Annotated in this window: 14 protein-coding genes and 1 pseudogene; 9 read left to right on the top strand and 6 right to left on the bottom strand. The window is 65.8% G+C overall.

Going from position 1 to position 14,380, the window contains the following annotated elements:
- Positions 1 to 746, bottom strand: a pseudogene (locus JKG68_RS23275) (indolepyruvate ferredoxin oxidoreductase family protein); the annotation flags it as partial.
- Between the two features lie 201 nt (positions 747 to 947).
- Here JKG68_RS23275 and JKG68_RS23270 point away from each other — a divergent pair.
- Positions 948 to 1,589, top strand: a complete 642-nt coding sequence (locus tag JKG68_RS23270; RefSeq protein ID WP_202063731.1) for a DUF1007 family protein — start codon at positions 948 to 950, stop codon at positions 1,587 to 1,589.
- The gene (locus tag JKG68_RS23265) at positions 1,580 to 2,596 is read left to right on the top strand and encodes a nickel/cobalt transporter (protein WP_202063730.1); all 1,017 of its coding nucleotides are present in this window, start codon (positions 1,580 to 1,582) and stop codon (positions 2,594 to 2,596) included. Before JKG68_RS23270 ends, JKG68_RS23265 begins: the two co-directional genes overlap by 10 nt.
- Before the next feature lie 8 nt (positions 2,597 to 2,604).
- Here JKG68_RS23265 and JKG68_RS23260 read toward each other — a convergent pair whose 3' ends face one another.
- Positions 2,605 to 4,200: a gamma-glutamyltransferase family protein gene (locus JKG68_RS23260; RefSeq protein ID WP_202063729.1), complete on the bottom strand. Its 1,596-nt coding sequence runs from the start codon at positions 4,198 to 4,200 to the stop codon at positions 2,605 to 2,607.
- Positions 4,201 to 4,483: 283 nt separating this feature from the next.
- Between JKG68_RS23260 and JKG68_RS23255 the strand changes: the two genes are divergently transcribed.
- On the top strand, positions 4,484 to 4,681 hold the full coding sequence (locus tag JKG68_RS23255) for a hypothetical protein (protein WP_202063734.1): 198 nt from the start codon (positions 4,484 to 4,486) through the stop codon (positions 4,679 to 4,681).
- Here JKG68_RS23255 and JKG68_RS23250 read toward each other — a convergent pair.
- The 3 genes from JKG68_RS23250 to JKG68_RS23240 form a co-directional block, all read right to left on the bottom strand.
- Entirely contained in the window at positions 4,678 to 5,046 is a 369-nt protein-coding gene (locus JKG68_RS23250) for a DUF1850 domain-containing protein (protein WP_202063733.1), read from the bottom strand. The genes JKG68_RS23255 and JKG68_RS23250 overlap by 4 nt on opposite strands.
- Positions 5,046 to 7,340, bottom strand: coding sequence for a TRAP transporter permease (locus JKG68_RS23245; RefSeq protein ID WP_202063728.1), 2,295 nt, complete (start codon positions 7,338 to 7,340; stop codon positions 5,046 to 5,048). The genes JKG68_RS23250 and JKG68_RS23245 overlap by 1 nt, the downstream gene beginning before the upstream one ends.
- A gap of 91 nt (positions 7,341 to 7,431) precedes the next feature.
- Complete coding sequence (locus JKG68_RS23240; protein WP_202063727.1) at positions 7,432 to 8,400, bottom strand: TAXI family TRAP transporter solute-binding subunit; 969 nt, start codon at positions 8,398 to 8,400, stop codon at positions 7,432 to 7,434.
- A gap of 156 nt (positions 8,401 to 8,556) precedes the next feature.
- Between JKG68_RS23240 and JKG68_RS23235 the strand changes: the two genes are divergently transcribed.
- The 6 genes from JKG68_RS23235 to JKG68_RS23210 all read left to right on the top strand — a co-directional run bounded on the left by JKG68_RS23235 (position 8,557) and on the right by JKG68_RS23210 (position 13,976).
- The gene (locus tag JKG68_RS23235; RefSeq protein WP_202063726.1) at positions 8,557 to 10,134 is read left to right on the top strand and encodes an OpgD/OpgG family glucan biosynthesis protein; all 1,578 of its coding nucleotides are present in this window, start codon (positions 8,557 to 8,559) and stop codon (positions 10,132 to 10,134) included.
- 90 nt (positions 10,135 to 10,224) lie between these two features.
- A complete protein-coding gene (locus tag JKG68_RS23230; protein WP_202063725.1) occupies positions 10,225 to 10,380 on the top strand; it encodes a hypothetical protein in 156 nt (51 codons plus the stop codon).
- Between the two features lie 2 nt (positions 10,381 to 10,382).
- Positions 10,383 to 11,132, top strand: coding sequence for a zinc ABC transporter ATP-binding protein AztA (gene aztA / locus JKG68_RS23225; protein WP_202063724.1), 750 nt, complete (start codon positions 10,383 to 10,385; stop codon positions 11,130 to 11,132).
- 12 nt (positions 11,133 to 11,144) lie between these two features.
- On the top strand, positions 11,145 to 12,011 hold the full coding sequence (locus JKG68_RS23220; protein WP_202063723.1) for a metal ABC transporter permease: 867 nt from the start codon (positions 11,145 to 11,147) through the stop codon (positions 12,009 to 12,011).
- Positions 12,012 to 12,035: 24 nt separating this feature from the next.
- Positions 12,036 to 12,965, top strand: coding sequence for a metal ABC transporter substrate-binding protein (locus tag JKG68_RS23215; RefSeq protein WP_202063722.1), 930 nt, complete (start codon positions 12,036 to 12,038; stop codon positions 12,963 to 12,965).
- Positions 12,966 to 13,013: 48 nt separating this feature from the next.
- Complete coding sequence (locus tag JKG68_RS23210; RefSeq protein ID WP_202063721.1) at positions 13,014 to 13,976, top strand: CobW family GTP-binding protein; 963 nt, start codon at positions 13,014 to 13,016, stop codon at positions 13,974 to 13,976.
- Between the two features lie 70 nt (positions 13,977 to 14,046).
- Here the strand turns inward: JKG68_RS23210 and JKG68_RS23205 are convergent, their stop codons facing one another.
- Complete coding sequence (locus tag JKG68_RS23205; protein WP_202063720.1) at positions 14,047 to 14,277, bottom strand: hypothetical protein; 231 nt, start codon at positions 14,275 to 14,277, stop codon at positions 14,047 to 14,049.
- Positions 14,278 to 14,380 lie beyond the last annotated feature (103 nt).

Raw genomic sequence — 14,380 nt, 5'->3', positions numbered from 1 at the left:
TCGAGCACGCCGTCGCGGGTGCGGATGTTCAGGCCGCCGGGCGGCATGGTGAAGTCATCGGGCATGATGATCTTCACGCGGTCGAGCGACCCGTCGACGGAGGCGGTCGACTCGATGTTGTCCTTCACGCATTTGAAGGCAACCCAGGACCCGCAGAAGCGGCTCATGGCATAGCCGTAGAGGCCGTAATCGATGATCTCCTGAACGCCTGCCGGGTTCAGGATCGGGATCATCACGTCGACGAAATGGAATTCGGACTGGTGCGCGACGGTGGAAGACTCCGCCGTGTGGTCGTCGCCCATGAGGGCCAGCACGCCGCCATGCTTCGAGGAACCTGCCATGTTGGCATGGCGGAACACGTCGCCCGAGCGGTCGACGCCCGGCCCCTTGCCGTACCACAGGCCGAACACGCCGTCGTACTTGCCGTCGCCGCGGATCTCGGCCTGCTGCGAGCCCCAGACGGCGGTGGCCGCGAGTTCCTCGTTGAGGCCCGGCTGGAAGACGACGTTCGACGCCTCCAGCCACTTCCTGGCCCGCCAGAGGTTCTGGTCGAGCCCGCCGATGGGGGAGCCGCGATAGCCGGACACGAAGCCGGCCGTGCTCAGGCCCGCCAGCCGGTCCCGCTCGCGCTGCATCAGCAGCATGCGGATGACGGCCTGCGTTCCCGTGATGAACACATGATCCTTGGTAAGGTCGTATTTGTCGTCGAGCGTTACGTTACGGAGCGCCACATGACCTTCGGCCATAGTCCGTTTCCTCCTTGGAGCCCTCGCCCCGCTGCCGGTGTTCCGGTCTTCTTTTCATGGAATATGTCAGTAATGCTGACATAAGTGCCGAGCCACGTCAATCGAGCGCCTTCGTTTCGCCTCTGTTAACCATGAAAGCCTCATATCCTGGCTCATTGCCCCGGCTTTTTCGGGAAGCGTCGCTTTTTTCAGAGGCATCGCATGACACGCGCTCTTGGTCTCAAACTCTTCCTGGCGGCCTTGACCATGGCCCTTGCGTCGCCGGCTGTCGCGCACCCTCATGTGTGGGTCACCGCCAAGGCGGAAATCGTCTTCGGCTCGGATGGCCGGGTGACGGGCGTTCGTCACCACTGGGTTTTCGACGAGGCCTACACGGCCTATGTGACGCAGGGGTTGGACAAGGACAACGACGGCAAGCTGATCCCGGAGGAGCTGCAGGGCCTGGCGGACGAGAACGCGGCCTCCCTGAACGAGTTCGACTATTTCACGGTGCTCAAGGCGCGGGGCAAGCCGCAGGCCTTCGACGCGCCGCGGGAGGCCCGGATGAGCATGGACAAGACCCAGGTCGCCATGTCGTTCCTGCTGCCCCTCAAGGCGCCCGTCGCCCCTTCCGGGGCCGTGTCCATCGAGATCGAGGATCCGACCTTCTTCGTTTACTTCAGCCTGACCGAAGGCCAGGCGGCGATATCGCTCGCCAATGCGCCCCAGGGCTGCCTGACCAGCATCGCCAAAGCCAAGCCGCTCGACGCCACCATGCAGCAGATCCTGCAGGATGAGGGCGCCATCCAGACACAGGATATCGGCATCGAATACTCCAACAGGGCCATCATCGCATGTCCCTGACATCGGAATCCCTTGCCGTTCATAGCAGCGGCCGGACCCTCCTGTGGCGGCGGCTCGGCCTCATGCTCGCCGCCGTGGCGATCGTCGCATCCGCGATGGCCCTGATCGGGCTCTGGCTCGGCCCCATCGGCAAGCCGCCGCCGCGCAATCCGTTCGGCATGGGCCTGCGCGAGGCGACGCCCTCAGGGAGCATCGGGGTCTGGATCCTGTCCGTTCAATCCGACTTCTACGCGAGCCTGAGAGAAAGCGTGCGGGAGATGAAGGAGAGCGGCTCCGCTCTTGTCTCCCTTCTGCTTGTGGGCTTTGCTTACGGCATCTTCCATGCGGCCGGCCCCGGGCACGGCAAGGGCGTGATCTCGGCCTATCTGGTGGCCGACGAGAAGGCGCTGCGCAAAGGCTTCCTCTTGAGCTTGGCGGCCGCCCTGGTGCAGGCTTTCGTCGCGATGGCAATCGTCACCGTCGTGAGCCTCGTGCTGCGCGCGACTGCCTCGACGATGAACAAGCTTGCCATGAATGTCGAGCTGGCGAGCTTCATCGCCGTCGCCCTGCTCGGCGCCGTCATCACCTGGCGCAAGGCGGGCAAGGTTCTCGGCGTCCTAGCCCTGGCGCGCAATCCGCTTGCTCCTGCGCCGCAGGAGAGCTGCGACCACGTCCACATGCCGCCGCCCGACGAGCTCAGCCGCCTCACGCACTGGCGCGACATGGCAGGCGTGGCGATTGCGGCGGGCATTCGTCCCTGTGCGGGGGCCCTCATCGTCCTGGTCTTCGCCCTGTCGCAGGGGCTTTTCGCGGCAGGCATCGCGGCAACCTTCGCCATGGCGCTCGGGACCGCGCTCACCACGGGCGGCATCGCGGCCCTCGCGGTCTTCTTCAAGGCCGTTGCGCTCAAAGCCGCCGGCGGACGCGGCGCGTCGGGCGCCATTGCAATCGCGGGCCTTGAGCTTCTCGCGGCCGCCTTCGTGCTGGTGCTGGGGCTGAGCCTTCTCCACGGCCTGTGGAGCATGTGAGCGGCCGGCTAGAGCCCCAGCGAGCCTCCATCCGAGCGGGGATCGTGCACCGCTTCCACGCGCCCATTACGCGGGTGCTTCACCAGCATGCCCGCATGCCCGAAGGCATCGGCATAGGGCTTGCCCACCTCCTCCACCGGATGGCCGAAGCCGGACAAGGCGCGGAGCAGGCCAGGATCGAAGCGATCCTCCACCTTCAAGGTTGCGCCCGGTGCGCCCCAGCTCTTGCCGAGGAGCCAGCGCGGCGCGTCCACCGCGTCGGCGAGGCTCATGCCGAAATCGGCGTAGCGGGTGAAAATCTGGCCTAAGATCTGCGGCTGCCCCTCGCCCCCCATGGTGCCGTAGGAGAGCACCCGCCCGTCGTTGAAGACCGCGAGCCCCGGATTGAGGGTGTGGAAGGGCTTGCGCCCCGGCTCCAGCGGGTTGAGGCTTCTCGGGTCGAGGGAGAAGCCGAAGCCCCGATTGTGCCAGTGGATGCCGGTTGCCGGCAGCACGCAGCCGGAGCCGAAGGCCCAGTAGACCGACTGGATGTAGGACACCGCCAGGCCGTCCCTGTCGATGCAGCCCATCCAGATCGTGTCGCCCTCGGCGGACCGGGGCGGAGTGGGCGCGGCACGGCGGGCCTCGATGAGGGCTGCCTCCCGCTCCAGGGCGGCGGCGGTGAGAAAGTCGGACGGCTTGCGCGTGACTTCGCGAGGATCCGTCACCACCCGGTCGCGGATGGCGAACGCCCGCTTGGCGGCCTCGATCAGCCCATGGTGATGCTCCGGCGTCTCCCCGTGCTTCACGTTCAGGCGCGCGAACATCCCGAGGATCAGGAGCGAGGCCAGCCCCTGGCTCGGCGGCGGCAGGTTGTAGACGGTGGAATGGGGCAGCCGGACCGACAGGGGCTCCACCACGCGGGCGCGGTAGGTTTCCATGTCCTTGCGCACGATCGGGCTGCCGATCCGCTCCAGATCGGCTGCGATCTCGCGGCCCACGTCGCCCCGGTAGAAGTCCGCAAGGCCCGCATGGGAGAGCTGCTCGAGGGTATCGGCCAGCTTGAGGCTGCGCCGCCGGGCGCCTGCCTCCGGCAGCTTGCCCTCCTCCAGGAAGGCCGCCGCAAAGCCGGGAGCGGAGAACAGGGCTTCCTGCTCCAGAAGGGCGTTGCGCCCTTCCGCCGCTCCGACCGGATACCCGTCGCGGGCACAGCGGACGGCGTCCCCCAGCAGGAGATCGAGAGGCAGCTGCCCGCCGAGGGCCCAGGACAGCTCGAGCGCAAGGCCCCAGCCGCTGACGGCTCCGGCGACGGTGAGCGCCGCATCGGGACCGCGCGGCGGGATGGCGTCATAGTCCTTGTCGCGGTAGCGCTTGATCGTCGCCAGCGAGCCGGCCGGCCCCGATGCGTCGAGGGCATGAATGCGGCCCTTGGGCTCCCGAACGAGCCAGAAGCCGTCGCCGCCCAGCCCGTTCATGTGCGGGTACACGACCGCGATGGTCGCGGCCATCGCCACCATCGCCTCCACCGCATTGCCGCCTGCGGCCAGGATGGTCTGGCCGGTTTGGGCGGCAAGGGCGTGAGGGGCCGCAACCGCGGCTGTCGAGAAAACGGGTGTTTCGGCCATTGGCGCCAATCATATGCAAAAGACAGGTGACTAGCCCCACTCGGCCCCGGTGTCATCCCCGGCGGCCATCCGGCCGTGAAAGGATCCATGGCGCTGAAGGGTGGGAGTGGATCCCCTTCCCTTACCTCCGGCCAGCCTGGGATGACATTGGACTGCGTCACGATTGAAGCGGCCCAGACCTTGCACCGGAGGGGGCGTTTAGGGTAGTCCCCTACACACGGAACGGAGTTAGGCGAACGTGGCTCAGGCGAAAAGCACCAACTGGCGCAATGTCATCACCATCATGAGCATCATGATCCTGGTGGGGGCGGAAGTGTTCGGCGTCGCGATTGCGGCGGGCTGGGCCATCGCGGGCCTGTTCGAGCTCGGCGACTACGTGGGCTACGCGCTCATGGCTCTCTTCGGCCTTTTCGCCCTCTACATCCTCGTGAACCTCTGGCGCCGCTGCGTTGCCGTCGAGCCGCTGACCGGGCGCGCCTAAGAGCCCTCGCACACCGTCATCACGATCGGGTCGGCTTCAGGGGTCACATAAGCCTCCATGGGCCGGCAGCGCCCTGAAACGCAGATGCGCCAGTCCGCCGTCGCGCCCGAGCGGCGCATGATCACCTGGCGCTGAGGCGGCAGGTTCGGCTTCCACGACCAGACACCGTTCGCAAGCCTGGCCTCCGGCGGCGGCTCCATCCCGGCCCCGGATCCGCGCACCCGCGCTTCCAAGAGCTCGAGCCCGGCCGGGGTGCTGCGCCAATCCTCCTCCCAGACGATCTTTTCCACCGAATGCGTCCAGGCGAGCGTGATCGCCCCCGCCATGAGGGGCGCGACGACGGAGCCCGCCAGAAGGCAGATCATCAACTGACGGCTGGCTCCGCAGCCCGGCGCGAGCGCCAGAAATGGAAGCCCAGCACGAGCACCGTCAGCGCAAACCCGATCTCGTCCGTGATGGGCAGGGCCAGCACCAGGAAGGCTGCGGCCACGGCGGCGGCGATGCGCTCCCACCAGGGCATTCTTGTGCTCAGATATCCTACGGAGGCTGCGCCCCACAGCACGACCGCAAGGCCTGCCTTCACGACGATATAGGCAACGCTCGCCCAATAGGCGGCACCGGAGACTCCAGGCACCGGCTGCATCATGAGTGCCGGATCGTAGACTGCCATGTAGGGAATGACGAAGCCGGGCAGCGCGATGCGAAGGGCCGCAAAGCCGATCTTGAAGCCGGACGCCTTGGCGATGGGCGCCGCCGCGAAGGCCGCGAGCGCAACCGGGGGCGTCAGGTCCGCCATGATGCCGAAGTAGAAGACGAACATATGCGAGACGATGAGCGGCACGCCCAGCGTCAGCAGGGCCGGAGCGGCGAGCGACGAGGTGATGATGTAGTTCGGGATCGTCGGGATGCCCATGCCGAGGATGAGGCTGACGATCATGGTAAGAACCAGGGATGCGATCAGGGAGTCGCGGCCGATGGAGACCACCCAGTTGCCGAAGATCGTGCCGATCCCGGTGAGCGTCATCGTGCCGATCACGATGCCGACCACGGCGCAGGCGAGTCCCACGGGAAGCGCCTGACGAGCGCCATCGGCCAGCGCGTCGCGGCAGGCCTCCAGCGTCTCGGGCCCGCCGCGCACGAACAGGCTCAGCAGGACGAGGATGGCCACCAGAGCGAGAACGAGGGTTACGCCGACCCAGAGAAAGGCGCCCGCAACCAGGCCGAGTCCCACCCAGAACAGGATGCGCACCGTCTGATTGAGGATGCCGAAAGCGAAGGAGCCGGCGAGGATGAGCACCACCGTGAGCGCCAGGCCGATTGAGCCGGCGAATAGCGGCGTGTAGCCGCTGAACAGGAGATAAACGAGAACGGCGAGCGGCAGGATGAGGTGCCACTTCTCCTTGAGCGCCCGCATCGCGCTCGGCAGTTCGGCCTTCGATAGCCCGACCAACCCCGATTTCCCTGCCTCGAGATGCACCGCCAGGAAGGCCGATGCATAGTAGAGGATGGCCGGGATGATCGCGGCTTTGACGATCTCGACGTAAGGCACGTCGATGGTCTCGGCCATGATGAAGGCAACCGCGCCCATAACCGGCGGCATGATCTGCCCGCCCATGGAGGCGGTCGCTTCCACGCCGCCCGCGAATTCGGACCGGTAGCCGAAACGCTTCATGAGCGGGATGGTGAACTGGCCTGTGGAGACGACGTTTGCGACGCCCGAGCCCGAGATCGTGCCCATCAGTGCGGACGAGAAGACCGCCACCTTTGCCGGGCCGCCCTTGGCGCTGCCGAAGAGGCCCATGGCCACGTCGGTGAAGAGCTGGATCATGCCGGCGCGCTCGAGAAAGGCGCCGAACAGGATGAAGAGGAAGATATAGGTCGCGGAGACCAGGGTCGGCGTGGCGTAGAGGCCCTCCGTGCCGAAGGACATGTGCTCGATCACCTGCTCCAGGGAATACCCGCGATGATCGAAGGGCGCAGGCAGGTAGTTGCCGAACAGGCAATAGGCCAGGAAGATGCCTGCCACGATGGGCAGTGCGGGTCCCATGACGCGCCAGACGAGGTAGAAGAGGATCGCGATCGCCGCGATGCCCACGATCATGTCGAGCTGCGTCAGCTCGCCGGAGCGGATCAGGAGCTCCTCATAGAGCCCCCAGTGGTACATGCCGATGGCAAAGCCGACGAGGCCGATCAGCCAGCCGAGGGCGAGGGTCAAGGGGCTGCGCGCCTTGTGGTTCGCCAGCATGGCGCCCGCGACCAGGCACAGGAAGCCCACGTGAAGCGCGCGAACCACCTGGCTCGGCAGGCTGCCGGGGAATTTCAGGATGAGCCCATAGGCCACGGCCAGCGCAATCAGGCCCAGCACCCCGCCGACGACGCTGCGCCCCTTCACGCGCAGGAAGACGAGCCACCCTGCCCAGGCCACGAAAGCCGCGCCGATGAGATACATCAGGGAGATGTTTGCGAAGATCGGCCGGTCGAGGGGAAGGCCGAAGGCGGTGACGATCTGGAAGGTGGAGAAGGCTACCGCGATCCAGAACAGGAGCTTGCCGAGAAGGCCCTCACCGAAATTCTCCGGGAGGCCGTGCTCGGGGTTTGCCACAGGTGTCGACGGCGCCTCCAGCGTTGCGACCTCAGACGCGTTCACACCCTGGCTCATGGTGTCCTATCTCCTGGAATGAGAGTTCTCTCGTCATGAAAAAGCCGGAGCAGTTCACCTGCCCCGGCTTGTTTGTCAATGAACCCGCAGGTTACGAACCCTGCTTCTTCACGCCCTTCTCGTCGAAGTAGCGCTGCGCGCCCGGATGCATAGGGACAGGCATGCCGGAGAGAGCGCTTTCGAGCTTGATGTCCTTGGCGGCGGCGTGCGCTGCGGCCAGATCCGGCAGGCTCTCATAGATCGCCTTGGTCATCTGATAGACGGTCTCGTCCTTCACGCCCGCATGGGTGACGAGATAGTTCACGACGGCAGCGGTTTCCACGGGAGCGGTCTGGCCCCCATAGGTGTTGGCCGGGATTGTGACCTTCACGTAGGGCGTGCCCACCTTGTCGACGACACTTGCGGGGATCTCCACCACGACGATCGGCACCGAGGTGGCCAGATCGCGGATGGAGGAGACGCCGAGGCCTGCCGATTGCAGGGTGGCGTCGAGCTGGCGGTTCTTCATGAGCTCCACGGATTCGCCGAAGGGCAGGTACTCGACCTTGCCGAGATCCTTGTAGGAGAGGCCCGCGCCCTGGAGGATCGCCCGGGCATTGAGCTCGGTGCCGGATTTCGGAGCACCGACCGAGAGGCGCTTGCCCTTGAGGTCCGCGAGCGACTTGATGCCGGATTCCTGGGTGGCGACGATCTGGATGTAGTTGGGGTAGATCGCCGTGATGCCGCGCAGCTTGTCGAGCTTCGCCTTGAAGCCGGCCTCCTCGTCGCCGGCCCAGCCCATGGCCAGGCTGTCGCCGAGGGTGAAGCCGATCTCACCCTTGCCCTGCTGCAGGAGGGTCAGGTTTTCCACAGATGCCTTGGTGGCCTGCACCGACGGGCGGGAGCCCTGCATCTTGTCCGTGAAAACCTTGGAAAGAGCGACGCCCAGCGGGTAGTAAACGCCCGAGGTGCCGCCGGTCAGGACGTTGATGAAATCCTGGGCCTGGGCGGGAAGGCTTGCCCCCCCGATGGCAATGGCAGCCGCAGCGCCGATCAGGCGGCGCATGAAGGTTCGTTGCATGGCGTTACTCCCTAATTGATGGCCCGGCCCTAGCCGTGCCTGTGTGTGGGCTTACTTTGACCGCTGACGAAGATTTCTCAAGAGGCTAAGAGGGACTTAATCCTGCCACCTTGGTTGGTAGGGGTGCGTCCCTCCACAGATCACATGCGCTCACCCATGATCAATCGCCGCCAGTTTCTTCAAACCGCAACCGCCACGGCCGCCCTGGCAGCCGGAGGCTTTGCCGCTCCGGCCCTGGCGCAGCAGGGCCTGAAGACGGGAGACGCTACCTATTTCTCCTTCGAGGACCTGAAGAAACGCGCGCAGGACATGGCGCGCTCGGCTTATGTGGCGCCGCCGAGCCCCTCGCCGGAAATACTGAACCAGATCGACTACGACGCCCACGGCAATATCCGCTTCAAGACGGATCTGGCGCTCTGGGCCAACGGACCGAGCGAGTTCCCGGTCACGTTCTTCCACATGGGACGCTTCTTCCAGAAGCCGGTGCGCATGCACGTGGTCGAGGGAGGACAAGCCCGCGAGATCATCTACGACGCCGAGTATTTCGACATGCCGGCGGATTCGCCTGCCCGGAAGCTTCCGGACAATTCGGGCTTTGCGGGCTTCCGCTTCCAGGAAGCGCGCACCGGCAAGCTGGACTGGAAGAAGAACGACTGGGTGGCTTTCCTCGGCGCCTCCTATTTCCGCGCCATCGGCGAGCTCTACCAATACGGCCTCTCCGCCCGCGGGCTGGCCGTGGACGTCGCCGTGTTCGGGAAGAACGAGGAGTTTCCCGATTTCACTCATGTGTATTTCGAGACGCCTCAGCCGGGCTCGGACACCGTCACGGTCTATGCCCTCCTCGACGGCCCCAGCGTCGCCGGCGCCTACCGCTTCGTGATGCAGCGGGCGGCCGCGATCGTCATGGACATCGACAGCGCGGTCTACATGCGCCAGGACGTGAGCCGCCTCGGCCTTGCTCCGCTCACCTCCATGTACTGGTACTCGGAAAAGGTGAAGGCCACCGCGGTCGACTGGCGCCCGGAAATTCACGACTCGGACGGCCTCGCCCTCTGGACCGGAACCGGGGAGCGCATCTGGCGCCCCCTCAACAACCCGCCGCGCATCATCACCTCGGCGTTCACGGACGAGAACCCGAAGGGGTTCGGCCTGCTCCAGCGCGACCGGAACTTCGATCACTACCTCGACGGCGTCTACTACGACCGCCGTCCCTCCCTGTGGATCGAGCCGCAGGGCCCCTGGGGCCGGGGCTCGATCCAGCTCGTCGAGATCCCCACCGACGACGAGATCCACGACAACATCGTCGCCATGTGGGTGCCGGCGGAGCCGGTGCGCGCGGGCCAGTCCCTCGAAATGCGCTACCGCATGCATTGGTCGGCGGAGGAGCCCTATCCGACGCCCCTCGCCCGGGTGGTCGCCACCCGCTTCGGCAATGGCGGCCAGGCGGGCACCAACCGGCCCAAGGGCGTGCGCAAGTTCATGGTGGAGTTCATTGGCCAGCCCCTGACCCGGCTGCCGAGCGGCGTGATCCCCAAGCCCGTGCTCAGCGCCTCCCGGGGCGAGTTCTCGAACATCCTCACCGAGGCCGTGCCCAACAACGTGCCCGGCCACTGGCGCACCCAGTTCGACCTGACCGTGGCGGGAACCGAGCCGGTGGAGATGCGCTGCTACCTGCGCAACGAGAACGAGGTCTTGAGCGAGACCTGGCTTTATCAATATCATCCCACAGTCTGAAATAAGGCCTGACAAACCATAGGTTTGAGGCAGCGTATAAAATACTGTACGCCCCTGGAAATCTCTCCCGATCTGGTTTATGTGTGGGCCATGTCGCATAGCCATCACCATCACGCCCACGAGCACCGGGCGATTGCCGCCGCTCCGACCTTTTCGCTCCTGCGCCTCTCGGCCTGGGAGCGCCTGGCCGGAGCCGGGGTTGTCCTGTGCGCCCTGTGGCTGCTGGTCTTCGGGGTGCTGGTGTAGCCATGTCCGCACAAACGAGCGCGATCCGTTTCGACGAGGTGACCCTCGGCTACGGCCGCAGGCCCGCCGTGCATCATCTCGACGGCACCATTCCCGCCGGCAGCCTGACGGCGGTGGTCGGCCCCAACGGGGCCGGCAAGTCGACCCTGCTCAAGGGGATCGTCGGCACGCTCAAGCCGCTCGAAGGCCATATCGGTCTCAACGCCCCCTCCTCCGGCATCGCCTACCTGCCCCAGGCAGCCGAGATCGACCGCTCCTTCCCGCTCTCCGTCTACGATCTCGTCGCCATGGGCCTGTGGTCCCGCTCCGGCCTGTTCGGAGGCATCGCCCGTCGCGACCGCACCCGGGTCGATGAGGCCCTCTCGGCCGTGGGCCTCACCGGTTTCGAGCGGCGGCCCATCTCGACCCTGTCGGGCGGGCAGATGCAGCGGGCGCTCTTCGCCCGCCTGCTGCTGCAGGACGCTCCCGTGATCCTGCTCGACGAGCCCTTCACGGCCATCGACGCCAAGACCACCGCCGACCTGCTCGACCTCGTGCGCCGCTGGCATGACGAATCCCGCACGGTGGTGGCCGTGCTGCACGACCTGGACATGGTCAAACGAGTTTTCCCGCACACCCTGCTGATCGCCCGCGAGCCGGTGGCCTGGGGCAGGACGCCGGAGGTGCTGAGCCCTGAGAACCTCCTGAAGGCCCGGCGCATGGTCGAGGCGCACGATCCCCATGCGGATGTCTGCCACCGCAGCGTCGCTTGAAGGGGCACCCCGATGCTCGACCTGTTCTACACGCCCTTTTCCGAATTCGAGTTCATGCGGCGCGCCCTCGTGGGCGTGGTCGCCATCGCCCTGGGCGGCGGCCCCGTGGGCGTCTTCCTGATGCTGCGGCGGATGAGCCTCACGGGCGACGCCATGGCCCATGCGATCCTGCCTGGAGCGGCGGTGGGCTACCTGCTGGCCGGCCTCTCGCTGCCGGCCATGACCGTCGGCGGCTTGTTCGCGGGCGTCATCGTGGCCGTGGCTGCAGGCCTGGTCTCCCGCTTCACGGCCCTGAAGGAGGATGCCTCGCTCGCGGCCTTCTATCTTCTATCCCTCGCGCTCGGCGTCACCATCGTGTCGCTGAGGGGCTCCAACGTGGACCTGCTGCATGTGCTGTTCGGCACCGTGCTGGCCCTCGACGACAACACGCTCCTGCTGCTTGCCTCCATTTCCACCCTCACCGTGCTGGCGCTCGCCGTGCTTTACCGCCCGCTCGTGCTCGAATGCGTGGATCCGGTCTTCCTGCGCTCTGTGAGCCGGGCCGGAACGCCGACGCACCTGATCTTCCTCGGCCTCGTCGTGATGAATCTGGTGGGCGGCTTCCATGCGCTGGGAACCCTTCTGGCGGTCGGCATGATGATGCTGCCGGCGGCAGCCTCCCGCTTCTGGACCAGCGACATCACCACCATGATGATCGTGTCCGTCGCCATCGGCATCCTGTCGGGCTTCAGCGGCCTTCTGCTCTCGTTCCATGCGGAACTGCCCGCGGGACCCGCGATCATCCTGTCGGCCGGCGCGGTCTACGTGATGTCCCTCGTGGTGGGGCGCGAGGGCGGCCTGCTGTGGCTCGCCTGGCCCGGCAAGCATCTTGAAGCCTGACCTCTCGAACAAGGACCGAACCCTATGCTGACGAGAAGAGCTGCCGTCTCCGCGCTGGCAGGATGCCTCACCCTTGCCGCCTCCCTGCTGCCGGCGGCGGCGCAGAGCCCCAACAAGCTGAAGGTGGTCGCAACCTTCTCGATCCTGGGCGATCTCGTGCGCCATGTGGGCGGCGAGCGCGTCGAGGTGGCGACGCTCGTCGGGCCCAACGGCGATGCCCACGTCTACTCCCCGACGCCTGCGGACGGACGCCGCCTGACGGAGGCGAGGATCGTGTTCACCAACGGCCTCAAGTTCGAGGGCTGGATCGACCGTCTCGTCAAATCCTCCGGCACCAAGGCCGCGAAGGTGGAGGCTGCCAAGGGAGTGAAGCCCCTGAAGGGCGAGGAGGAAGGCCATGGGCATGGGCACGATCACGGCCATGGCGGCCTGGATCCTCACGCGTGGCAGAGCATCGGCAACGCCAAGATCTATGTCGCCAACATCCGCGACGCCCTGATCGCGGCGGATGCCGCCGGCAGGGAAGCCTACGAGGCCAATGCCGCCGGTTATCTCAAGCAGCTCGATGAGGTCGAGGCCGAGGTGAAAGGCCTGGTGGACGGCATCCCGCAAGAGCGCCGCAGGATCATCACCTCCCACGACGCCTTCCGCTACTTCGAGGACGCCTACGGCATCGACTTCGTGTCGCCTCAGGGGGTCTCCACCGAGTCGGAGGCCTCCGCCAAGGACGTGGCCCGGATCATCCAGCAGATCAGGCGCGAGAAGATCGCCGCCGTTTTCGTGGAGAACGTGTCCGACGCCCGCCTCATGGAGCGCATCGCCAAGGAAACCGGCGCCAAGATCGGCGAGCGGGTCTATTCCGACGCTCTCTCCGAGCCCAATGGCCCAGCTGGCACTTACATTGACATGATGCGACACAATATAAGGGCCTTCAGCGCGGCCCTGTCGAGCTGACCTTTCTTCTCCTCCCCTCCAGGGGAGATCAATTTGCGGACTATCCCGATGACCGACAAGATCCCCGTTACCGTCCTCACAGGCTATCTCGGCGCCGGCAAGACCACCCTCCTCAACCGCATCCTCACCGAGCAGCACGGCAAGAAATATGCGGTGATCGTCAACGAGTTCGGCGAGATCGGCATCGACAACGAGCTCGTCGTCGGCGCGGACGAGGAAGTGTTCGAGATGAACAACGGGTGCATCTGCTGCACCGTGCGCGGCGACCTGATCCGCATCCTCGACGGCCTGATGAAGCGGAAAGGCAAGTTCGACGCCATCATCGTCGAGACCACCGGCCTTGCGGACCCGGCCCCCGTTGCGCAAACCTTCTTCATGGACCAGGACGTGTCCGACGCCGCGCGCCTCGACGCGGTGGTGACGGTGGCCGACGCCAAGTGGCTCTCCGACCGGCTGAAGGACGCGCCCGAGGCCAAGAACCAGATTGCCTTCGCGGACGTGATCATCCTCAACAAGATCGACCTGGTCTCGCCACAGGAGTTGGACGAGGTCGAGGGGCGCATCCGCGCCATCAACCCCTATGCCAAGGTCCACCGCACCCAGAACTGCGCGATCCCGATCACGGATGTGCTCGACCGCAAGGCCTTCGACCTCGACCGGATCATCGAGATCGAGCCGAGCTTCCTGGAAGAGGGCCATCACCATCATCACGACGAGGAGATGCAGTCCGTCTCCGTGCATCTGGATGGCGAGGTCGACCCGGAGAAGTTCATGCCGTGGATCTCGAACCTCACCCAGGTCGAGGGCCCGAACATCCTGCGCTGCAAGGGGATCGTGGCCTTCCCCGACGAGCCGAAGCGCTTCGTCTTCCAGGGCGTCCACATGATTCTCGACGGTGACGTGCAGGGCGAGTGGAAGCCGGGCGAGAAGCACACCTCCAAGGTGGTTTTCATCGGCCGCGACCTGAACGAGAAGGCGATCCGGGAAGGCTTCCTGGCCTGCGCGGCTTAAAAGACTCTCCGCAAGCAGAGGATGCCCCGGACCGGAAACGATCCGGGGCCTGGCATGTCGAGCCGGATGGCTAGCCCGCCTGCATCATGCACTTCTGAACGTGCTCCTTGCGGGCATCCATCATCTTCTTGCGGAGGTCGTCAGGCGTCCGGTTGCCGGTTCTGTAGATCAAGCGTGCGTCTCTCCGGCAAGCGGCCTTCTGTGCCTCTTTATCGACCGAAATCCCACGCTGCTGCTGCGCGGAAGCTTCCGGGGAAACCATCAAGGCGAGGGCAAAGGCGGCTAGGGTCAGGACTCGCATTCTTTCACTCCAGTTCAAGCGCGCATCTTAAGCCCGGCGGCTCCCGGGATCGAAGGCTCAAAAGGTTTAATCCCTCGGCGCATTGGTAGGCCGCCCCATCGGA

The organism is Microvirga aerilata (assembly GCF_016743775.1).
In the GTDB taxonomy this organism is placed as follows: domain Bacteria; phylum Pseudomonadota; class Alphaproteobacteria; order Rhizobiales; family Beijerinckiaceae; genus Microvirga; species Microvirga aerilata.
The sequence above is the reverse complement of the archived record's forward strand: the minus strand, read 5'-3'. Positions and strand labels throughout refer to the sequence as shown.